Raw genomic sequence first — 20,824 nt, 5'->3', positions numbered from 1 at the left:
CAACCTTGGGGCATATGCATCCCGGATCCTGCCCCGGTGGTGTGAGTTCGCCGATCTTACACCCCGTAGCGCATCCACGCCTCCTCGACGTGCAGCGCCTGCATCCCGAGCCTCCGGGGAGCATCGACGTCGTTCTCGGGATTGTCCCCGATGAAGAGGACTTCGGGGGCAGAAAGCCCTATCCGCCCGAGTGCCGCAGCGTAAATCCGGGGATCCGGTTTCTGGTAGCCGAGGTCTGAGGAGAAGATGACGAAGCCGAGACGGTCGTAGAGCCCGAGCATCCGCATCTCCTGCTCCGAGAAGACCCGCTGCCCGTTCGAGACGATCCCCGTCTTCTTCCCGCTGAAGAGGTCGAGCAGCCTTTCGCTCTTCTTTATGACGCCGAGGCGCCGGAGCGATGCGGCCCGGAACGCCCGGGCGGACTCGGCGCCGAGCAGGGCCGTATCGACCCTCCAGACGGCGTGTTCGGCACAGATATCGGCAAAGATCTCCTCGACCCGCACCTCCGGGTGGGGCTCCCCGATCCGTTCGAGCGCCTCCTCTACCCGGCAGGTGTAGAGGTCCCGCAGGACTTCCGGGGCGATCCTGACCCCCTGGTAGATCAGCCACCGCGAGAGGCACCGGTAGGTCTCGATATCGCGCTCGTCGGTCAGGACGTCGACGAGCGTCCCGTAGCAGTCGAAGAGCACCCCCGCTACCGGTGGATCGCGCAAAGACACGCCTCCGCCTCCGCTAAAAGCCAGTCGCGTTCCGCCGCCCGCCAGGGCAGCCGGGCTATCCTGAGGTAGCCGAGCGCCATGAAGAAGGGGAGGACGGCGGTGTGGTGCCGGAACTCATCCTCGCTACCGCTATAATGCCAGAGCAGGTGGCCGATGTAGTCTTCGGCAGTCGTAGTGCTCCCGCCCGATGCAAAGGCATTGTGTGATGAATTTACGCTCCGGCCGTAGTCTTCGGCAGTCGTAGTGCTCCCGCCCGATGCCCTGAGTTCCGCGGCGAGGATGCCGAGGTCGCGGACCGGGTGGGCGTGATGGGCCCCCTCGAAGTCGATTGCGCAGATCCCGCCGTCGAAGAGGTAGTTGCCGGGCGTTGCGTCGCCGTGAACCATGCACCCTGCCCGGTCGAGCCGCGTGCCGTGCCACCACGCCCCGAGCAGGCGGTCGAACCGCTTCCTCCGAGAACCCGGGAGGTTGTTCTGGTCGAGGATCGCGTGGACGTAGGCGAAGTCGCGCTCCCGCCTGCAGGAAGTCCGCGTGCTGTCGTGGAGCCGGCGGAGCAGGTGCGCGACGCCGGTCAGGGGGTCATACAGGGATGCACCCGCATCGAGGAGTTCCCGGAGGGTCGGGCCGGGGATGTGTTCGGTCACGAGGACGGACTGAAACCGGCTGCTCGTAGCGACGGCATGGGGGACGCGGATCCAGCCGGAGAGATGGCGGAGCCTCAAGAACTCGTTCCTCATCGCCGCGTCCGCGTTGTAGCGGGTTCTCGCGCCGGTCGGCGCGCCGAAGAATTTGCCGACCACAGAGAGCCCCGTCCCAAACTCGTAGCGGCAGACGACGTGGGATGCGGGCTCCATCCGGCAGACCCGGATCCTCCCGCGCCATCCGGCCAGCCGGTCGGTGAGGGCGCCCGCGAGCCAGTCCCCGAACGCGTCGCCGGCCTCCAGATATCCATTCCCGGCGATCACCTGCCGTGCCACCGAGCGACTCCGGGGGCTCTGCAGGACAATGAAGATACCGCCGGCACCGACCCACACCTTTTTACCGTCCGGACATTAACCGGGTGCGCCGGCATCGGTGTGGGTGACGAGCCATGATACCGTTTCGCGAGTTCCTTGTGGGGATACGTCCTGCAGTCAACCGCCGGATCGCAGAGACGGCGGGCAGCGATGCCGATATCGATCCGGGCGTCCTCCCTCTTCTCCTGAAGGGAAAGCGGATGCGGGCAGGGCTCCTCCTCTACATCCACGCCGGTCTCGCCCCTGCGGCGGCGCCCACCCGGCAGGCGCTCGACCTTGCCTGCGCCGTCGAGCTCGCCCACGCTGCAAGCCTCATCCTCGACGACATGCTGGACGGGGATACCGCCCGCCGGGGAGCCCCGTCCCACCACCTCACCCGGGGAGACGGGCGGGCGGTTCTCGACGCCGTCGGCATCCTTTCCCTCCCCTACGCACTCGCCGCCCCGTACGGTGCCGGGTACGTAACGATGCTCGCGTCGGTCCAGCGGAAGATGGCCCGGGGCGTGGTCTGGGAGATGTTCGGGGGGCCGGACCTCCCGCCGGCCGACCTCTATGACGCGGTCGTCGCCAGAAAGACGGGCTGTCTCTTCTCGCTCGCGGCCGCCTGGGGGGCCATGGCGACGGGGGAGGAGGATGCGATCGTCGCCGCGTTCGGCGAGTTCGGTCTCGCCGCCGGGAAAGCGATGCAGGTCGCCGACGACATCGCGGATCTCAGCGCACCCGGCACGGGGGCCCGGGACTCCCGGCCGGGGTCGGAGGCGCTCCTCCTCAGGTGCGTCCCGGGGAGCAACGGAACCCGGCAGACGCTGGGCCGGATACTCGAGCGCGAGGTGATCGGTGCGGCCGCCCGGATAGTGAACGCCGGACGGTGCCGGGTGCCCCCGGTTGTGTGGGAACCGTTCGGGCAGGCGGTCAGGGATATCGTGGGGCTCACGATGGGGGAGGAGGTGCCGGCCGGATGACGGCCTGCGCAACGATAAATACCGCCCCGCCCTACCCTCCTCTGAGAGATCATGCCGGTAATAACCATTCGTATGGCAGAAGGGCGGACGCTTGAGCAGAAACGGATACTCGCAGACGAGATCACCGCCGCGGTCACGAAGACGTTCGGCGTCGACCCACAGGTGGTCACCATCTTCTTTGAGGAACTCAAGACCGAGAGCATCGCCCGGGCGGGAAAACTCCTCTCGGAGACGTAGTTCCTGCTGTCGAACACTTTTTCCTGAAAGAACCTCCATAAACGGACGAAACCATGGCACGCGAACTTGACGAGAAGGACTTTGCTATCCTCCGAAAACTGGCTCCCGAGTACAGCGGCATTCTCTGCCCGGAGTCAGGCCACGAGTTCCACTCGATCCTCCCCCCGGTCTCCAACCACATCGCAGCGGACGAGGATGATTTTGCGGAACGGGTTGCCCGGCTCTCGGACGAGGACTGGGGATACCTCACCGACCAGATCCTTTCCGGCCGCGAAGACCTCGGGTGCATGCCCGAAGAGGATATCGAGACCATTCTCGTCCGTATCCAGGAAGCGGTATCGGAGGAGGCGGCCGAGCGGGTCAGGAGGCTTTACCATCTCTCCGGGTGTGGGATGCTCTAAGAACCGGCCCGATCCGGAACCGGTATATTCCCCGGCGACAACCAGACCTCTATGGAACTAAAAGAGCAACTTTCCGGCGTCCCGGGGATGCTCCGGCCGTTCAAGGCGTACCTCCGCGAGATGGGTCTCGCTGCAGGCGACCAGGTCGTCTACTACGGCTGCCCCGGCACCTGCACCCCCTTCATCGAACTCCTGGGGTTCGCCGTCCGGGATCTCGCCCTTGAGCAGGTCTACGTGCCATACGTGGACGAAGCGGCGGCGAAGGCGGTTCGTCCCGTCGAGGGTGTCGGGATGCAGGTCTCCGGCGACACGGTCAGCCTCGATCCGAAGGTGATCGTCCTGATGGGCGGGCTCTCGATGCCGGGCGTCCCGGTCGAGAAAGAAGCGGTGCAGGCGATCGTCGCGGCCCATCCCGGGGCGAAGGTTGTGGGTATCTGTTTCATGCGGATGTTCGAGAAGATGGGCTGGCTCGATGCGTTCGACTTCGACCTGATCATCGACGCTGCCATCGATCCGGTCAAGGTCTGGCGGTGACCAACGGGCAGGCCGTCGATGTTGCGGGAGGAGCCGGGGGTTTCTGTCTCCGGCCCGACCGGGGGAGGGTGAACCGGAACGCCGCGCCGCATTCGGGGCGCCCCGGCACCCGGTCGTCGACCCATACCCTGCCGCCGTAGCGTTCGATCAGGGTGCGGGTGATGTAGAGCCCGAGCCCTTTCCCGCTCCTGCTGTTTTTCCCCGGCGCAAAACGAGCAAAAAGGGTTGGTTTGACCGCGTCGGGCACCCCCGGCCCGGTATCCTCTATCGAGACCTCGACCTGATCGTCGCTCTCCTCGACCCTGATGGCGATCTCGACTCCCGGATCCCCAAACTTGACGCTGTTGCCGATAAGATTCGCAAAGACCTCGGAGAGAAGGTCGTCTGCCATGACCCCGACCGATCTTCCCTGATACGCGATCCGGGCGCCGGGATGGTGGGCGATCTCGGCCCTGGCGACCGCGTCGAGGTCGACGGGTTTCGTCGCCGTCTCACGGGAATGCAGTCTTCTTATCGTCGTGACGTTCTGGATGATCTCGATGCTCCGGTCGACGCCGGCCTTGAGTCTCCGGATCATCTCCCGTTCCTTCCCCGCGCCGAGCGTCGTCTCGAGCAGGTCGGCATACCCGAGAGCGACGGCGTTCGCGTTGTTGATATCGTGCGTCATGATGTCGAGGTAGAGGTTCGCCTCGTCGTGGGCTTTCCGCAACCCCTCTTCTGCCCGGATACGGTCGGTGATATCGGCGCCCGACCCGATGATCCCGGTCGGCCGGTCGTCGTCGCCGGTGAGCACGGTGTCCTGCCACGCGAGGATCAGTTCGTTGCCGCTCCGCGTGACGACGGGGTGCTCCCGCTGCCCAGGCAGTGCGGCTTTCCGGGCAATCGCCTCGTCGAAAGCCCGCCGCCGCGCCTCCCGGAGCGCTCCGGGAACGAGCGTATCGAACCAGTCTTTCCCGAGCAGTTCCTCCTCCCGGTAGCCGAGGAGTTCGCACCCGTGACGGTTGACAAGCCGGATGGTATGGTCGGTCCCGATGACGGCGAAGAGGACGCCCGCCACGTCCAGGTAACGCTGCATGAGATCCCTCTGTCTCTTCACCTCCTGCTCCCGCCCTTTGAGCTGTTCGGAGAGGGACGCGACGACGAAGGCGATGACGACGAACATCAGCGCACGTCCGTAGTCGTTCAGGGTCAGGAGTTCGGGCTGGTAGAGGAGGCTGCTGACGACGACGAGCCCGCCGAGAAAGATAGCGACCGGCACGCTCCGTTTCTCCCACCAGAGTGCGGTCAGGATGATCGGGATGTAGAAGAAGTGCGAAAAGACGGTCCCGAGCATCAGGATAGCGTGGAAGTAGTAGGTCAGGAAGATCGATATTGCGAGGAGCGTCATGATGATGGCCACTCGCTGGTGTTCGGTAAGGGTAGTCACGGGGTGCCCACCTCGGCGGTAAATATATGGTCGCAATAACATAAAATTATGTGCATAATTAATGTCCCGGGAATCCGGTGAGTTGTGGGATATCAGGGTCAATCAGGTGACTTCAGGCGAGATCGGGCACAGGAGATCCGGCGGGAATGTGGCGGCCGCCTCTCCCCCGGTGATGCAGCGGAGTGCCTCCCTGATACGTGAGCATTCTGCCGGATGCGGCCGATTTTCTGCAAACTGCCTATGTTTAATAGGTCGTAGAACGAAACTATTCCAACTGCCCGCTTCACTGATGCGGCCGCCTGCAGGGCTGCGTCGCGTGACGCGGTGTCGTGCAGCTCACCGTGCACCACGAGAAGAACCCACCCGCTGGTGAATCCGTGTCAACAGACCTTGCCAAAGCACTCAAAGCCACAGGCTATGCAGATGCCGAGATTCCGGCCCTGATGGAGTCGTTTCCTCCCGCCGTCACCGATTACCTGCGGGACTTCCGGCTGCAGGAGGTTCGCGACATCGTCGAGACGCTCCTCTACATCTACATCGCCCAGAACAGCGCGTCTTCCCGGGGAGAAGGGGCGGGCGTGGTCGAACAGAGCTGTTACGCCTACACGTCCGGGCCGCTCTTTGCACTCAGGCAGGTCGGCCTCATCGAGTCCGCCTCCTGGCACGGCATGACGGTCTTACGGGCGACTGCTACCGGCGAGGCGATAGCCCGGCCTCTGATGGAGGCACGGCTCCGGGCGCTCGATATCGCCGGGCTGGCCCGCGAGATCCACGAGGTCGTCCCGGCCCTTCTCGCAGGGACGGTGAAAGGATCGTTCGTCAACAAGACCTTCCCGTCCACGCTCCCCCGCACCGAAGAGACGTTCATCAGTTTCCTCCTCAACAACTGTCCGGGCCTCTTTCTCGAATGCGAACGGTTCGCCTCCCGGCTCAGGGGCGCCGGGTGCGCGGTTCTCGCCTACGCTTACGATCTCGACGGTGCAAAGGCCGACGGCGTCGTCTACACCTTCCCCCCGGAGTTCGCGTACATCCTCAAGGGGGTGCTCGAACGGATCGATCCGGCGGTCAGGGAACACTACGACATGCTCCTCGAGTCGTTCTACTCGACGTTCACCGTTCTGCGCTACCTTGCCTGCGGCGAGGACTACGACCGTATCCGCGCATCGCCTGCCCACCGCCGCGAACTTGCGAGGGTGCTCGCGGAACTCGACGACGCGATCTACGTCCTCGAAGGGGTGCGTGAGGAGGACGGGGTCGACCTCGCCCGGTTCATCGTCAAGGACCGGAACCTCTACGATATGCGCCTGCGCGATCTCGGGCGGGCGCTGATGGCCGAGATCGCCGAGAAGATCGTCATCGACCGCTCCGCCCCGGCGGAGGAGCCTTCTTCTCCCATTCCCGAGGAGTTGTCTCCCGTCACGGAGGAGGCCCCGGTCCCGACGCCCGCACCCGCGGCTGAGGAGGATGAGTGGGAGGAGCTCGTCTTCCCCGACGAAGAGGAAGAGGAGGCGGAAGAAGACGGGGAGGAGATTGAGGAGCCGCTCCCGATCGTGCCGCCGCCCGCACGCCGGCGTGCCGCCCCGTCCTCCTCCGGCACCGTCGTTGCGGAACGTCGTTCCGGCGAACCGTCACCCGTCCCGGCAGAAGTTCCCCGGTCCGGAGAGCTCGATATCTTCCTCGGGCATGCGCAGGACGGGCAGCGGGTCAACTGGTCGCCCGGCCGTCTCAACAACGGCCACATGATCATCCTCGGCGGTTCGGGTGCCGGCAAGACCGAGACGATCCGGTGCATCGCCTCAGAACTCGCGGCACAGGCGATGCCGGTCATCCTGATCGACTTCCACGGGGACATGGCTGCGAGCAGCGGGGATATCCGGTCGTATAAGATCCGCGAGGGCGGCCAGTACTACTTCAACCCGCTGGAACTCGACCCCGATATCGACGAGATCACCCCGCTCCGGGCGACTTCGGACTTCGTCGACGCCATCTCGATCAACTTCCCGACGCTCGGCATCCAGCAGCGCAGAAAGATCAAGAACATCATCAAGGACTGCTACTGGATGTCCGGGATCACGGGGAAGACCGAGACCTGGACGCGGGTGCTCGACTTCGACGACATCGAGGGGGAGATCATGAACTGCGAGGATGAGGCGATCCCGGCCTACCTCGAGGATATCTTCGACTACAAACTCTTCTCAGGCGAGGAGAAGATCTCGATCACCACGATCCTCTCCGGCGGGATCACCCATATCAACTTAAACGCCCTCCCGGAGAACCTGCGCTATCTCTTTGCGGATCTCTTTTTGCGGCGAATCTACTATACCCTCCAGGCGACGGGCGAGATCCCGCGCGGGACGGAGGACGAGCGGGCGAAGTTCCGGCTCTTCGTGATCGTCGACGAGGCGAAACTCCTGGTGAGCCAGAAGAGCGGTTCGAAGACGGCGATCAAGGCGGTCTTAAACAAGTATGCGACCGAGATGCGGAAGTTCGGGGTCTCGCTGATCCTCGCGTCGCAGCTGATCGCCCACTTCAACGAGGAGATTCTCGCGAACATCGCCGTGAAGTTCTGCATGCGCTCCGAGAACAAGAAGCAGGCCCAGGAAAACGCCAAGTTCTTCGAGGTGAGCGAGAAGGACCTCCTCAACTTCCAGCCCGGGGAGGGGATCCTGATCATCGGTTCGGAGAAGATGAACATCCGGATCGTCCCGGCGTCGGAGCGGAACCATTAGTGGAGCAGTGCACGTTGATCCGGTGATCCCACTGCGGGGAGGATTGCCATCTTTCGCGAAGCGCGAGCCGCGAAGGACGGTAGAGGGTTACCTGTAACTCTCTTCGCGGCTTCGCGTTCTTCGCGTGAGACCCTGTCATTATCCTTGTATGTTGCCTCACGCGAAGAACGACGCTCCTGCGGGGCGGAGTTGGAGCACCGAAGGTGCGAGCCGCGACTGTCCACAGGACGGGAGCGTGAGAAGCCGTAGGCTTCGAGCCGCGAAGAACGCGAAGATCTGTTTGATTACGAGTTGTTCCCCTTCGTGTGAGGGGGTCGCTGGTTTGACACCCGGCGGACTTCATAACGACTCCGGCAGATCCCCGTGATGTGAAACCCTTATCCGGGGCCGCGCCGGAGTTCTGGTATGGCCGGCCGTGACACGCTTGAAGAGTATCGCGGGAAGAGGGACTTTTCCCGGACGCCGGAGCCGCAAGGAGAGCAGGACGCGGCAGGTGCCCACCCGCGTTTCGTCATCCAGAAGCACAGAGCGACCACGCTCCACTACGACTTCCGCCTTGAGGTCGACGGGGTGCTGAAGTCCTGGGCGGTTCCGAAAGGGCCGTCGACAAACCCGAAGGAGAAGCGTCTCGCCGTGCCGACGGAGGATCATCCGCTCGACTACGCCGACTTCGAGGGCGTCATCCCGGAAGGGAGTTACGGGGCCGGGACGGTTCTCGTCTGGGACCGGGGAACCTACCGGAACCTCACCGAGAAGGAGGGGGAGAGGGTCGGGGTCGCCGAGGCCCTCCGACGGGGCCACGTATCGTTCCGGCTGGAGGGGGAGAAACTCCGGGGCGGCTACGCCCTCACGCGTTTCAGGACCGGAAAAGGCGAGGCCTGGCTGCTCGTAAAGATGGACGATGCCGAGGCCGACCCCGACAGAAACCCGGTCGGGACGGAGCCCCGGTCGGTTGTCTCCGGGCGGACGCTTGAGGAGATCGGCGGGGGGAGGGATGAGTGAAGGGCGAGCCGCCGCAAAGGAGGAGGGACGGCGATATCCCGGTGGAGATGGGCGAGTTCGTCTGCCCGTTCTGCGGCAGGCACTACCCCACGCTCGAAGCCCTTCATGCGCACGTCCGGCGCCGTGCACCGGCGCCCCCCGGAGGTCCGGTGAAGGCACCCGGCTGCGGCAGGTCGTGTCCGGAGGCCCCGGCGGGGTGCGTGACGGGAGGCCGGGGGTGCGCGTTGCCCGGCAGAGATACCCTGATTTCAGGGGCCGTGAGAGGGGTTCCGTAGTCATCGCCCGGCTGCTTTTCGGTCGGGATCGAGACCGGTGCAGGGTCGAAAATTTCCTATCTCCGACTTATTGGTTTTTCCCATCCGAAATGATATCCGGGAACCGTGTCGGAAAAAGACCTGTCTTTTTAGACCCCTTCTGCCTGAAAACCCCCGGAGCAAAGTCCGCGGAAAAAATTTTCCGCCGGCGATTATTCACACTTGGTGTTACTTATTAGGTCGTCTTTGACTACTAAAAGATGAATGGGCTAAGTAAAGTCACAGATTTGAAAAAAGGTCAAGAATTTGCCTTATAATTTTGGATACCTCGGGATTGCTCACGCCTAACCGGGAAATAACGGCTATTTTTCATTAGCAGCATGGATAAGTTTAAAATCAGAACTATCAAAAACTACAGTGATCAATCGATCAGAGTTTGTCTCGAAGGTGATATCATGGTTAGTAAGGCAATAGCAAACAACGTTGCAGCCAGCAACGTTATGGCAGAGACGGTAAGCGACGCAGAGATCGTTGCACAGTTCAAGCAGCGCGGGTGTTGGGGACTGTACACGAGCGTTGACCTGAAGGGGTGCGACCCGGCATCGATACGGGACGCTGAGAAGATCCACCGGTTCATCATCGAACTATGCGACCTCATCGACATGAAGAGGTTCGGCGAACCACAGATCATCCACTTCGGCCCCTGTGAGAGGGTCGCAGGGTTTTCCATGACCCAGCTCATCGAGACATCGCTCGTCTCCGGTCACTTCGCGAACGAGACCAACGCGGCCTACCTCGACATCTTCAGCTGCAAAGAGTACGAACCCTCGAAAGCAGCGGAGTTTTGCAGGGACTTTTTTGGAGCGGAATCGGCAACCTACCAGGTACTGTTCAGGGACTGAATAGAACACACCCGGAAAGATCATTTCAGCGGCAACATATGACGGCAGAGAGCACCTGCCATCTCTCGCCGGCTAAAGGGAACCCGCGGCGGGGGGAGATCCCCCATCGATTTTTTTAAAGATGATGCCCCTACCTCCGGGTCTATCCGGCTGGATAGTCCAGGGGTGTCCACTTTGTAAAGCCCTGTTTCTTGTCACACAGGGCGAGCACCAGTTCCCCGTGGCTACATCTAGCACGGATTCCGTGGGCATATCGCCACGCAGGGGGGTTGGACAAGGGGAGTGCGAGCGAGAGCGAGCATGAGAAACTCGAAGAGTTTCGAGGGGGGATGCTCCCCCCTCCCCACCTGACGGTGGTCGAGCTCGCACCTAACGATGCTCAAGCTCGCTTCGCTCGCACTCCCCGTAGCCCCTCCTCGCACCTTCGGCGCTTACACTCCGGACTGTTATCCGTCGCATCCTGTGACCAGTCACCCTGTGAACTCCCCTCAGGCTTTCAAAGATGCCTCTCTGAAAGAGTGTTCCGGGAAAAAGATGCCGAAACGACCGAAAAAAAGTGTTTCAGGGAGACTCGTAGGGGTTCCGGAGACCCTTGGGGGTTCCGTCCGCCTTGAGACCTATCGTCTTACGAGCATCCACGTTCTTCTGGTTCTTCGTGATCTTCTCGGTGGCGAGTTTCGTCACGAGGTCGAGACCGGGCTTGACCTGGTCGATCGGCTTCGTCTCGAAGCAGCCCGCAGCGATAGCGCCGTCCCAGACGGCGTTGCCCTTGGTGCTCCGGACGAAGACCGTGCTCCAGCCGTCGGGGCTGCCCACGGAACCGCTGGAGATGTCGGCGAGGTTCGCGACGTAGTCCAGGCAGACGCTGCAGCCGGGCTGCACGTACTTGTGGATCAGCTTCAGGGGCATCTGGCTGACTGCACCGCGTTCGGTGTAGACCGTGAACTTGCCCTTGCCGATGTCCATCTTCACGACGGACTCCATCTTCTGGTTGCAGTGGTCCTCGACCATCGCCTCGAGCGCCTGGTAGGAGAGGTTCTCCATGCAGAAGATACCGAGCGCGAGGGCGATCTTGTCGTCGACGTCGCGCATGCCGATCGGGTAGAGCTGAGCCTTCCGGGTCGCCTGGATCTGGCACGGGGTGCCGACGATACCGACGCGGTCAAGACCGTAGCTCCGGGTCGCCTCCTTGATCAGGGAGATGTTCGGGCTGATGGTGTAACGCGTTCCGGCAGCGGCCAGAAGTTCGGCCTTCGTCGTCACGACCATGGGCTCCGGCTTCCAGGGCTCGTTGCCCGGACCTGCGACGATGGCACCGTCGATGATACCCTCTTCGAGCGCATACGCGAAGAGCGTCGTGATGATGCCGCCGTCCTGGGCCTTCTTCAGGATGTCCTTGTCGGTCGAGCGTGCCGATATCGCGGACTTGTAGTTACCGAGTACGTCCATCTTTTCTCACCTCACTGCATGGCACCCTTGATGGCATCCATGATGCCCTCGTAGTTGTTCATGACGTCGAAGTTGAACCAGCTCCTGGGGCACTGCGCGTAGCAGGCGCCGCACTTGATGCACTGGTCGCGGTTCACGTTCGGCTTGCCGTACTCCATGGTGACGGCACGGACCGGGCAGGTGCCGGCGCAGGTCCCGCATCCCATGCAGAGGCCCTGGTTGATGACGTCATACATCAGGTCGCAGCCGCAGGCCTCGTTGCCGCGCTGTGCAAGCTGCATCAGCGGGGTCAGGTAGGCGGTTGCGAGGTTCTTCTGCTCCTCGTTGCCCTTCAGCAGCAGGTAGGCCATGACGGCGACGTTCCTGACTTCCTGGGGGCACGGGGGACAGGACGGGATGTAGAGATCGACATCGACGACCTCGCTGATCGGCACGAATGCCTCCTGGCCCGGCTGGTTCCACTGACCACCACGGCAGAACCGGGTGATGTTGCCGTAGGCCGCGCAGCCGCCGTAGGCGACGAGCACCTTCGACTTCTCCCTTGCCTCTTTCAGTTCCTCTACCGAGAGTTTGTCGTCAAGACAGCACGAACCCTCGACCAGGCACACGTCCATCTCGGGGACATGGCGCACGTCGACCAGGGTCAACGCGTAGACCAGGTCCGCGTAATCATCGAGCAGCTTGAAGAGACCCTCGTAGTTATCCGCAAGCGTAACGAGGCATCCCGTACATCCGCTCAGGTGTAATTCACCTATCGTAATCTTTTCTGCCACAGGCTTTTCCTCCTTTTGTACAACTTCCACCTTTTCTTTCGCAATCACATCAGAGGGCTTCACCGCCGGCTTCGCCTGCGGCTGGGTTGCCGCCGGCTTCGCCTCAGATCTTCTCCCCGGGGTTGTCCCGGGTATCTCCGGTGGTTTCTCCCGGCGACGCCCAAAGATGCGTTCCTTGATGGTTGATAGTAGCCCCATATTCTACCCCAATCTCTTCCAGTACGATACGCACTGTTTTGGGAATGGCACCCTCAACCTCCTCAGTGAGCCCCAGTTCAAACTCATGGCTCGCGACACGCTTGGGTTGGCACCCGATGACCGTGATATCGATGACGTCTTTCAATCGCTGTAGCGGTTCTGAGAGATCCCATGAATGGGCATCCCGGTAGGTGCCCGGCGGCAGGTCTTCGGGCCGGAGTTTCGTCACATCACCGGGGTTGGCGCCGAAGTCGGCGATATCGATGATGATCAGTTTCCTCACCGGCACCTCCGCATCTTCCATCAGCGTAAAGAGGAAGTGAGGGGCGCCAAGGCCGGCATCGATCACCTTGACGTTGTCGGGCAGTTGTAGTTTCTGGAGTTCCTCGACGACTGCAGGACCGAACCCGTCGTCTCCGAAGAGGGGGTTGCCGCATCCTGCGATCACGATCTCACGGAATAGCATGCGTGTACGCTCACTGAATGAGTTTCTGGGCCACCAGTCTCTTGTCTTCGTCAATCACCAGCATGTGCGTCGCACAGGAGACGCAGGGGTCGTATCCACGCATGATGACTTCCGCAAGCCTCCAGGGTGCACCCTCAAGCGCACGGCTGCAGGTGGGGAAGTTCCAGGTGGTCGGGACGAGCATCGAGAAGTACTGCACCCTGCCGTCCTTGACCCGGGCGAGGTGGACATCTGCGCCACGGGGCGCTTCGTTCGCGGCCCATCCGAGGGAGCCGTCGCCCTGCGGGATATTGTCCGCGAGCACCGCTCCGGAGGTGTCGAGCGCGTCGAGCGCATCGATGATGCCGTAGGCGGTCTCGGGGAACTCCATCTGGCGTGCGATCTGCAGGCCGATGGTGCCCTTCTCGTCGTAGTTCTTGAAGATGGCCTGACGTGCACGCGGTCCGACCTCGACGGGCTGGCCGTCGTAGAGCGGGACGCCGGTGCAGGCTTCCATCTGGGGCCAGGCTTTGGTGCCTACGGGGGAGGTGCCGCCTATCGGGTAGTTCGGGTCGGCTTCGTCGACCTCCACTTCACCCATGTACCAGTCCCAGGGGCGGACTTCGGTGAACCGCTCGGGGAACCACATCGGGGTCTCGTCGAGGCTCGAGCTGCCGTAGACCGGCGCCGTCGCCATGTAGCCCTGGTTGTGGTAGCCGAGGTCCTTCGGGATCGGGACTTCGACGCCGCCGACTTCGGACCAGTCGCGCTTCTGGTAGTTCCGGAAGATCGCGATCATGAACTCCATCTGCTGCTGCGTGAGAACACGGGCCTCTTTCGCGAGGTCGTAGATCTTCGCCTTCGCACGCGGGCTGATGTTCACGTACATACCGCCGACGCGGGGGTTGCTCGGGTGGATTGCCTCTCCGCCGACGATCTCGCCGATGGTCTGGCCGATCTCACGGATCCGCTGGATCCGGAGTGCAACGCTCCTGACCGGTTCTTCCTTGGTGAACGGGTTGACCTTCACGTCGGTCCCGGGGATGTACATGTCCGGGAGGGCCAGGATGTTGTGGATGGCATGGCTGTGCATCCTGTTGGCACACTGCAGGATGTAACGCAGCAGTTTTGCGTCCTCGGGGATCTCGCACCCGATGGATGCTTCCATCGCCTCAATACCCGCCAGGGTGTGCGCGATAGGACAGATACCGCAGACGCGCGATGCGATCTTTGGAACCTGATCCATCGTCTTGCCGATGGCGAGTTTCTCGACTCCCCTCACCGGGGTGATGCTAAGCCAGTCTCCGCGCTCGATGATGCCTTCATCATTGACCTTCAGAACGAGCTTAGAATGGCCTTCATGTCTCGTAGTTGGGGAAATCTCTACAACTTTCGACAAATATATCGCCTCATTCCGATATTTTGGTGTTCTGAACACTATACTGGTGTTACCACACAATTCTGTACTGAAAACGTACACGAGTACGTCAACAAGGATTATGAAGAAAACAGAGTTTATATCTTTCGCTTTAGGGCATATTGTTGTGCTACGATTTTAAACATTAGTCGCACTTAATGTCAAAATATTTCTGTGCAGTATAAAAATGTGAAATTATATTGGATTTAGAGTGTGCCCTTGTCCATCTCCGAGACGAGCTCTGCTATCGTTGCCTTTCGTTCTGCGTATGCGTTGTGCTGGTGGATGCTCTCCTCGTTCGTCTGCTTGATAGTGACTACGGAGTCTCCGGGCAGATCGTGGAACTGCGCGATTACCTTGCGGGCCATCTCGCGTACGCAGTCTTCTACGAACCGGGGATTCTTGTGAGCCTCCATCACCACGTAACTCTCGTCGCCCCGCTTGAGGAGTTCGTAGATACGTGCACTCATGGAATCCTTCAGGATCTTGATGATCTTCTCGAGACTGATGTGCTGGTCGTCGTCGATCTCGATGCAGAGGAAACCGCGCCCGCGCTGGTTGTGCGTGGCCATCGGCACTTCGTCCAGGAATGCCTCAATCTTCTCCTCCTCCACCCCGAGGTTCTCGAGGACATGCAGGGCATGATCCTTCATGATGTTCTGGGCGCAGGGGCAGGCGGTCATCCCGGTCACTTCGGCGCCGATGCTCTTTCTGATGATCGGGTTCCCTTCGTTCCTCTGGGCTATTGCGCGGGCGTGGACGTTCACGACCTCGTGGCAGCTCGTCTCGCTGACCGGCGTCTCCCGCCGGACCATGAACTGGCTCCGCATCCTGACCTCGGTCCGTTCCGCGTATTCGTGCCGGTCGAGGAGTTTCCTCGCCACTGCACTGCAGAGTTCCTCGATCTCGTTTACGTCGCCGTCGATGGCCTGCTGCAGCACGTCGTCGATCACCTCGAAGTTCCGGGAGAGGTTCGCCCCTTTGAGACTTCCGGGGAGATCGACGAAGACGTCGAATTTGGAGATGAAGACGACCGGTCTCTTGCCCGGCCGGGCGACTTCAACGAGTTTCTGGACGTTCTTCACACCCACCCTGGTCAGATTAATACGGACCTCCGGCAGGCTGGACTGGACATCTGGCAGTTCCATTACAAATCCTCAATAGCGTGTTGAGAGTAAGGTTTCTTTTCATCAACCTTAAAATGACCCTCAGTGCACCACTGAGGTTCTCCGATATAATATTTATCAGGTTTGCTGTCTAACGGGGTGTGAGTATCTATGGTGCAGAAATACTATGAGTCCGATGTGGACCCTCGCACCCTGGAGGGCAAAACCATCGCCGTCGTCGGCTATGGTTCCCAGGGTCGTGGCCAGGCGCTGAACCTGCGTGATTCCGGGTGCCGGGTCGTCATCGGCCTGCGGCCCGGGAAGAGCTGGCAGAAAGCATCCGAAGACGGTTTTGAGGTATATTCCGTGGCCGAGGCGGTCAAGCGCGCCGACGTCGTCCAGATCCTCCTCCCCGACGAGAACCAGGGGGCCATCTATCGCGCCGAGATCAGTCCCAATATCAGGGAGAACGCCTGCCTGATGTTCTCCCACGGTTTCAATATCCACTACGGCCAGATCGTCCCCCCGCCCACCATCGACGTGGTCATGGTCGCCCCGAAGGGCCCCGGCCATATGGTCCGCCGGACCTACGAGGAGGGGAAGGGCGTCCCGGCCCTCATCGCCGTCCACCAGGACGCCACGGGGGAGGCACGGGCCATCGCGCTCGCCTACGCCCGGGGGATCGGCGCGACCCGCGCGGTCGTGCTCGAGACGACGTTTGCCGAGGAGACCGAGACCGACCTCTTTGGCGAGCAGGCGGTCCTCTGCGGCGGCGTGACCTCGCTCATCAAGGCCGGGTTCGAGACCCTGGTGGACGCCGGGTACGCGCCCGAGATGGCCTATCTTGAGGTCCTGCACGAGATGAAGCTCATCGTCGACCTGATCTACGAGGGCGGGTTCACGAAGATGCGCGACTCGATCAGCAACACCGCCCAGTACGGCGACCTGACCCGCGGCCCCCGCGTCATCGGGCCCGAGACCTACGTGGCGATGCAGGAGATCCTCGAAGAGATCCAGAACGGCGAGTTCGCGAAGGAGTGGATGCTTGAGAACATGGTGAACCGCCCGGTCTTCACCGCGCTGACGAGAGCGGACGAGGAGCACCTGATCGAAGAGGTGGGTGCGGAGATCCGCGGATTCATGCCGCAGTTCAAAAAGTAACTCTTACCTCTTTTTTTCTGTTCTTCGCGCCTTCGTGTGAAACTATATCGCCGTCCTTGAACCGCCGACCTCACGCGAAGACGCGAAGGCGCGAAGGGAAGTTGCCGGTACCTGTGCTGGACTTCGCGTGAGGCGCCGTGAGCATTGCTCCACGCGGCCCCACCCGATATCCGTTTATATGCGTCTGCCATACCCTCCGATATGTCCGTCTGCATCGTATACCACTCCGAGACCGGCAACACCCGGGCCGTCGCCGAGCGGCTCGCCGCGGTGGTCGGCGGCGATCTCAGTGAGGTATAAGATCTTGCGCATTACTCGAAGGTCGGCAGGTATCTCAAGGGCTCTCCCCGTGCGATGAGGGGGGCGCGCGCCACCATCGAGCCCGCCGTCATCGACGTCTCCGCCTACGATACCGTCGTCGTCGGAACCCCTGTCTGGGCGGGGAGTCCGACACCCGCGATCAACGCCGCCGTCAACGCCCTCCGGGGCATCGAGGGGAAGTCCGCGGTCGTCTTCTGCACCTTCGGCGGGTCGCCGGGGAAGACGCTTGAGACTCTGAAGGCGATGCTTGCGGGCCGGGGCGTCGACGTCAGGGGCGCGGTCCCGTTCACGGCAAGGGATGTGAAGAAGGAGATGGGGATGGAGGCGCTCGCCGATCTCGTCCGCCGGGCGGAGAAAGGGATGGTCGTTCAGTAACGCATCGTCCGGGCCGTCGTGGCAAGCGCCGTCTCGATCTCTTCGGGCGCGATGACGACCGTCCCGTCCTTCAGCCGGAGGGTGAGCGCGTCGCCGCCGACCGTACCGATGATCCGGTGCTCCGTCCCGGCGAGGGCCGCTTCGTCCCCGACCGCGACCAGGAACCGGCCGCAGGTCTCGGAGAAGAGTTCCGCGAGGGGATCGCCGGCGAGCGTGACGTCGGCACGCGGCGCGATCTTCGCGAGCGCCGCGAGGAGACCGCCCCGGGAGAGATCCGTCGCGGCCGTGACCTTCCCCGCTTCGACCAGGTTCCGGACGACGGCGACGACGGCCGGGTCCGCCATCGCGGGCGCGGATCCACCGCACCCGGTGACCGCGTCGAGGACCGATCCGCCGAAGTCGGGCAACGTCGTCCCGATGAGGACGAGGTTCTCCCCGCTCCGCGGCGCCGTCCACTCCCGAACCTCGCCCCGCCCTACCATCCCGATCGACGGCGTGGGCTTGATCTGCGTCCCGAACTCGTCGCTCTCGTTGTAGAGCGAGACGTTGCCGCCGACGACCGGGATTCCCATCCTCCGCGCCGCGTCCCCGAGGCCGAGGACGCACTGCTCGATCTGCCACGCGATCTCCGGGTGCTCGGGGCTCGCGAAGTTCAGGCAGTCCACGATGCAGAGCGGTTCGGCGCCGAGGCAGGCGAGGTTGCTCGCGTTCTCGATGACGGCGTTTGCCGTCCCCTCGAAGGGTTTCAGGTAGATCTGGGCGGGGTTGCACCCGCAGGAGAGGACGAGAGCTTTATCTTCCAGGCGGAGGACGGCGGCGTCGTGGGCAAGCGAGACCGAACGGAGCTGGACCTCCCTGTCGTACCGCTCGTAGACCCAGTTCTTGCGTGCCACGTCCGGGTGCGCGAGGATGCCGAGTGCGAGGTCTTTTACCGGTGCCTTCGGGCGGACGAACGGCGTCTCCGCCGAGTAGGGGCTCGTCTCCCAGGCACAGAGCGGCGCCCCGCCGACCAGGAGATCGATCGGGAGATCGGCGACGGTTTCGCCGCGTAACTTCACGATGTAGCGGGGCTCGTCGATCACCTCGCCGATATCACTCCAGGCGAGGTCGTGCCGCTCCGCGATCTCCCCCATCAGGGCGACGTCCCCGGGAGCCACCTCGACGAGCATCCGCTCCTGGGACTCGGCGAGCATGATCTCCCGCGGCGTCATCCCGGTCTCCCGGAGGTGAACCCGGTCGGCGTGGATGACCGCGCCGAAGGTGCCTGCCATCTCGCTCGACGCCCCGGCAAGCCCCGCTGCCCCGAGGTCGCGGCAGGAGAGAACCTTCCCGGTCTTCGCCATCGCGAGGATTGCGTCGATGAGGAGTTTCTCCATGCAGGGGTCGCCGACCTGAGCATCCGGCCGGTCGGCGGCATCTCTGTCTCCGGCGAGGTCGCGGGACGCAAACGACGCCCCTCCAAGCCCTTCCCGCCCGGTGGCGGCGCCGACGAGAACGAGACGGCTCCCCGGCCGTTTGGCCCGGGCGGTGATGTAGCGGCCGGGGTCCACCGTCCCGATGCAGACGACGTTTACGAGCGGGTTTCCGGAGTAGGAGGGATCGAAGACGAGTTCGCCCCGGACGACCGGCACCCCGATGCCGTTGCCGTAATCGGCGATCCCGGCGACGATCTGCTCGACGAGGTAGCGGTTCTTCTCGCTGTCGAGCGGCCCGAAGTAGAGCGGGTCCATCAGGGCGATGGGGCGGGCGCCCATCGAGAGGATGTCGCGGACAATCCCCCCGACCCCGGTGGCGGCGCCGTCGTAGGGTTCGACGTAACTCGGGTGGTTGTGGCTCTCCATCCCGACGGCGAGGGCGCAGGTCTCGCTGAACCGCACGATCGCGGCGTCGTCCCCCGGCCCGAGCAGCACCCCGCTCCCGGTCGTAGGGAGCGTCCTGAGGAGGCGTTTCGTGGACCGGTAACTGCAGTGTTCGCTCCAGAGGTTCTCAAAACAGGCGAGTTCAACGTCGGTTAGGTCGCGCCCGAGGGTCGTTTTCAGCAGCGCGAGGTCATGTGCCGGGAGCATACTAGAGAACCGGTGGGCCGCCTACCTACATAAGCATGTGCAAGCCCTGGTTGAGGTACTCACTTTTTGACGTGGTGCGACCAATACCTGAGTATGAGCCCGTCATACGAAGACCTTCTGAAGAAGGCGTATACCAATATCACGGAGCCGACGGAGTTCGAGGACCGGTTCACGGTCCCGGCCGCCCGCGTCTTTATCGAGGGGAAGACCACGGTTCTCGAGAACTTCGCCGAGATCGCGAATACCCTCCGGCGCGACCAGGATCACCTGATGAAGCACCTCCTCGGCGAGCTCGGCACCGCCGGCAAGGTGGAGGGGACACGGGCGGTCTTCTCCGGGAAGTTCGAGCAGGAGCAGATCAACACGATCATCAAGGGCTACGTCGACGACTACGTCATCTGCTCGGAGTGCGGGAAGCCCGACACGCGCCTGGTCAAGACCGAGCGGGTCCTGACGCTCCGGTGCGACGCCTGCGGGGGTCACCGGCCGGTGCGGAAGCGAAAAGCGACGGCCGATCCCTCTGCAGCGTCGAAACCGACCGAGGGCGCGATCATGGACGTCACCCCGCAGTTCCTCTCGAAGCGCGGCGACGGCGTGGTAAAGATCGATCGCTACACGATGTACGTTGCGAATGCAAAACCGGGCCAGACGGTGAAGGTAAAGATCACCCGGATCGCCGGGACGATCATCTTCACCGAGCGCGTGGACTGATCGCGTCTTTTCTGATCTCCACCCACATCCCCTCCTCTTCTTCCCGGAGACGGGCGTGGGCGACACCGCTCTCTGCAAGTTCCTTCCGGAGCGTCTCGGGCGTCGCCTGCCCGCTCCGCCGGGCGACGTCGCTGTCCCAGTTCGGGTTTCGCCGCCGCATCTCATTAAAGATCGTTTCCCGGAGTTCGGGCGTTCCAAAACTGCCGCCGACGTACGCGACGCCGCCGGGCCGGAGTACGCGCTCGATCTCTAAAAACGCCCGAGGCCGGTCTTCCCAGAAGTAGATCGAGCCGCGGCTGACGATGAGCGAGACGGTATTGTCGCGGATCGGCATGCAGTGGACGTCTCCGGTGACCGGGATCACCCGACCCGCGCTCCCGGCGGCGGTCGTCCGGGCAATTCGGGACATCGCCGGGTCGGCGTCGAGCGCGACGACGGAGAGGTTACTCTTCTCCGCCAGGGCTACGGAGAGGAGGCCGGGACCGCTCCCGAGATCGAGCGCGATCCCGTCCCGTATACCCGACCACGCAAGCGCCTGCTCTGCGACGACGGGGTAGATGGGAGCAAAGACTTCCCGGGCAACCCGGGCAAAGCCTTCGGCGCTCTTCTTCATAGGACGC

The 20,824-nt window shown here is 62.7% G+C and carries 22 protein-coding genes; 12 read left to right on the top strand and 10 right to left on the bottom strand.

The features are described from left to right. Window positions 1-56 precede the first annotated feature (56 nt). Complete coding sequence (locus MchiMG62_RS12750; protein ID WP_221057287.1) at window positions 57-719, bottom strand: HAD family hydrolase; 663 nt, start codon at window positions 717-719, stop codon at window positions 57-59. Continuing rightward, window positions 695-1,696 (bottom strand): phosphotransferase, encoded by a 1,002-nt coding sequence (locus MchiMG62_RS12745; protein ID WP_221057286.1) that lies wholly within the window; start codon window positions 1,694-1,696, stop codon window positions 695-697. The genes MchiMG62_RS12750 and MchiMG62_RS12745 overlap by 25 nt, the downstream gene beginning before the upstream one ends. 113 nt (window positions 1,697-1,809) lie before the next feature. Between MchiMG62_RS12745 and MchiMG62_RS12740 the strand changes: the two genes are divergently transcribed. From MchiMG62_RS12740 to MchiMG62_RS12725, 4 genes are all read left to right on the top strand, one after another. Next, window positions 1,810-2,697 carry a polyprenyl synthetase family protein gene (locus MchiMG62_RS12740; protein ID WP_221057285.1) on the top strand — a complete coding sequence of 296 codons (888 nt, stop codon included), beginning with the start codon at window positions 1,810-1,812 and terminating at the stop codon, window positions 2,695-2,697. A 72-nt stretch (window positions 2,698-2,769) separates the two neighbouring features. Continuing rightward, window positions 2,770-2,934 carry a tautomerase family protein gene (locus MchiMG62_RS12735; protein ID WP_243669882.1) on the top strand — a complete coding sequence of 55 codons (165 nt, stop codon included), beginning with the start codon at window positions 2,770-2,772 and terminating at the stop codon, window positions 2,932-2,934. A 53-nt stretch (window positions 2,935-2,987) separates the two neighbouring features. After that, complete coding sequence (locus MchiMG62_RS12730) at window positions 2,988-3,335, top strand: hypothetical protein (RefSeq protein WP_221057284.1); 348 nt, start codon at window positions 2,988-2,990, stop codon at window positions 3,333-3,335. A gap of 51 nt (window positions 3,336-3,386) precedes the next feature. Further along, on the top strand, window positions 3,387-3,869 hold the full coding sequence (locus tag MchiMG62_RS12725; protein WP_221057283.1) for a DUF2124 domain-containing protein: 483 nt from the start codon (window positions 3,387-3,389) through the stop codon (window positions 3,867-3,869). On the opposite strand, the gene MchiMG62_RS12720 is transcribed toward MchiMG62_RS12725, so the two are convergent. After that, window positions 3,853-5,295, bottom strand: coding sequence for a sensor histidine kinase (locus tag MchiMG62_RS12720; RefSeq protein ID WP_244987724.1), 1,443 nt, complete (start codon window positions 5,293-5,295; stop codon window positions 3,853-3,855). The genes MchiMG62_RS12725 and MchiMG62_RS12720 overlap by 17 nt on opposite strands. Window positions 5,296-5,672: 377 nt before the next feature. Between MchiMG62_RS12720 and MchiMG62_RS12715 the strand changes: the two genes are divergently transcribed. From MchiMG62_RS12715 to speD, 4 genes are all read left to right on the top strand, one after another. Further along, complete coding sequence (locus MchiMG62_RS12715; protein ID WP_221057282.1) at window positions 5,673-8,024, top strand: ATP-binding protein; 2,352 nt, start codon at window positions 5,673-5,675, stop codon at window positions 8,022-8,024. A gap of 405 nt (window positions 8,025-8,429) precedes the next feature. After that, entirely contained in the window at window positions 8,430-9,026 is a 597-nt protein-coding gene (locus MchiMG62_RS12710) for a DNA polymerase ligase N-terminal domain-containing protein (RefSeq protein WP_221057281.1), read from the top strand. Next, the gene (locus tag MchiMG62_RS12705; RefSeq protein ID WP_221057280.1) at window positions 9,023-9,301 is read left to right on the top strand and encodes a C2H2-type zinc finger protein; all 279 of its coding nucleotides are present in this window, start codon (window positions 9,023-9,025) and stop codon (window positions 9,299-9,301) included. The genes MchiMG62_RS12710 and MchiMG62_RS12705 overlap by 4 nt, the downstream gene beginning before the upstream one ends. Before the next feature lie 434 nt (window positions 9,302-9,735). Beyond that, window positions 9,736-10,182, top strand: coding sequence for an S-adenosylmethionine decarboxylase (gene speD / locus MchiMG62_RS12700; RefSeq protein WP_221057279.1), 447 nt, complete (start codon window positions 9,736-9,738; stop codon window positions 10,180-10,182). A gap of 561 nt (window positions 10,183-10,743) precedes the next feature. Here the strand turns inward: speD and frhB are convergent. The 5 genes from frhB to mptA form a co-directional block, all read right to left on the bottom strand. Further along, window positions 10,744-11,631 (bottom strand): coenzyme F420 hydrogenase subunit beta, encoded by an 888-nt coding sequence (gene frhB / locus MchiMG62_RS12695; protein ID WP_221057278.1) that lies wholly within the window; start codon window positions 11,629-11,631, stop codon window positions 10,744-10,746. A gap of 11 nt (window positions 11,632-11,642) precedes the next feature. Continuing rightward, window positions 11,643-12,404 carry a coenzyme F420 hydrogenase subunit gamma gene (gene frhG / locus MchiMG62_RS12690; protein ID WP_221057277.1) on the bottom strand — a complete coding sequence of 254 codons (762 nt, stop codon included), beginning with the start codon at window positions 12,402-12,404 and terminating at the stop codon, window positions 11,643-11,645. Window positions 12,405-12,507: 103 nt separating this feature from the next. Next, the gene (gene frhD / locus MchiMG62_RS12685; RefSeq protein ID WP_221057276.1) at window positions 12,508-13,068 is read right to left on the bottom strand and encodes a coenzyme F420-reducing hydrogenase, FrhD protein; all 561 of its coding nucleotides are present in this window, start codon (window positions 13,066-13,068) and stop codon (window positions 12,508-12,510) included. Between the two features lie 10 nt (window positions 13,069-13,078). After that, a complete protein-coding gene (gene frhA, locus MchiMG62_RS12680) occupies window positions 13,079-14,446 on the bottom strand; it encodes a coenzyme F420 hydrogenase subunit alpha (protein WP_221057275.1) in 1,368 nt (455 codons plus the stop codon). Window positions 14,447-14,670: 224 nt separating this feature from the next. Continuing rightward, the gene (mptA, locus tag MchiMG62_RS12675; RefSeq protein ID WP_221057274.1) at window positions 14,671-15,612 is read right to left on the bottom strand and encodes a GTP cyclohydrolase MptA; all 942 of its coding nucleotides are present in this window, start codon (window positions 15,610-15,612) and stop codon (window positions 14,671-14,673) included. A 129-nt stretch (window positions 15,613-15,741) separates the two neighbouring features. Here mptA and ilvC point away from each other — a divergent pair, with 129 nt between their 5' ends. From ilvC to MchiMG62_RS12665, 3 genes are all read left to right on the top strand, one after another. Continuing rightward, window positions 15,742-16,731 (top strand): ketol-acid reductoisomerase, encoded by a 990-nt coding sequence (gene ilvC / locus MchiMG62_RS12670; protein WP_280636161.1) that lies wholly within the window; start codon window positions 15,742-15,744, stop codon window positions 16,729-16,731. A 201-nt stretch (window positions 16,732-16,932) separates the two neighbouring features. Continuing rightward, window positions 16,933-17,031: a flavodoxin gene (locus MchiMG62_RS13340; RefSeq protein ID WP_280636160.1), complete on the top strand. Its 99-nt coding sequence runs from the start codon at window positions 16,933-16,935 to the stop codon at window positions 17,029-17,031. Between the two features lie 54 nt (window positions 17,032-17,085). Further along, entirely contained in the window at window positions 17,086-17,427 is a 342-nt protein-coding gene (locus MchiMG62_RS12665; RefSeq protein ID WP_244987723.1) for a flavodoxin family protein, read from the top strand. On the opposite strand, the gene purL is transcribed toward MchiMG62_RS12665, so the two are convergent. Then, on the bottom strand, window positions 17,421-19,493 hold the full coding sequence (gene purL, locus MchiMG62_RS12660; RefSeq protein WP_221057273.1) for a phosphoribosylformylglycinamidine synthase subunit PurL: 2,073 nt from the start codon (window positions 19,491-19,493) through the stop codon (window positions 17,421-17,423). The genes MchiMG62_RS12665 and purL overlap by 7 nt on opposite strands. A 93-nt stretch (window positions 19,494-19,586) precedes the next feature. Here purL and MchiMG62_RS12655 point away from each other — a divergent pair, with 93 nt between their 5' ends. Next, a complete protein-coding gene (locus MchiMG62_RS12655) occupies window positions 19,587-20,204 on the top strand; it encodes a translation initiation factor IF-2 subunit beta (RefSeq protein ID WP_221057272.1) in 618 nt (205 codons plus the stop codon). On the opposite strand, the gene MchiMG62_RS12650 is transcribed toward MchiMG62_RS12655, so the two are convergent. Then, entirely contained in the window at window positions 20,185-20,817 is a 633-nt protein-coding gene (locus MchiMG62_RS12650; RefSeq protein WP_221057271.1) for a class I SAM-dependent methyltransferase, read from the bottom strand. The genes MchiMG62_RS12655 and MchiMG62_RS12650 overlap by 20 nt on opposite strands. Window positions 20,818-20,824 lie beyond the last annotated feature (7 nt).

It is taken from the genome of Methanoculleus chikugoensis, from assembly GCF_019669965.1.
Classification (GTDB): domain Archaea; phylum Halobacteriota; class Methanomicrobia; order Methanomicrobiales; family Methanoculleaceae; genus Methanoculleus; species Methanoculleus chikugoensis.
This window is presented reverse-complemented; position numbering and strand designations above follow the sequence as displayed.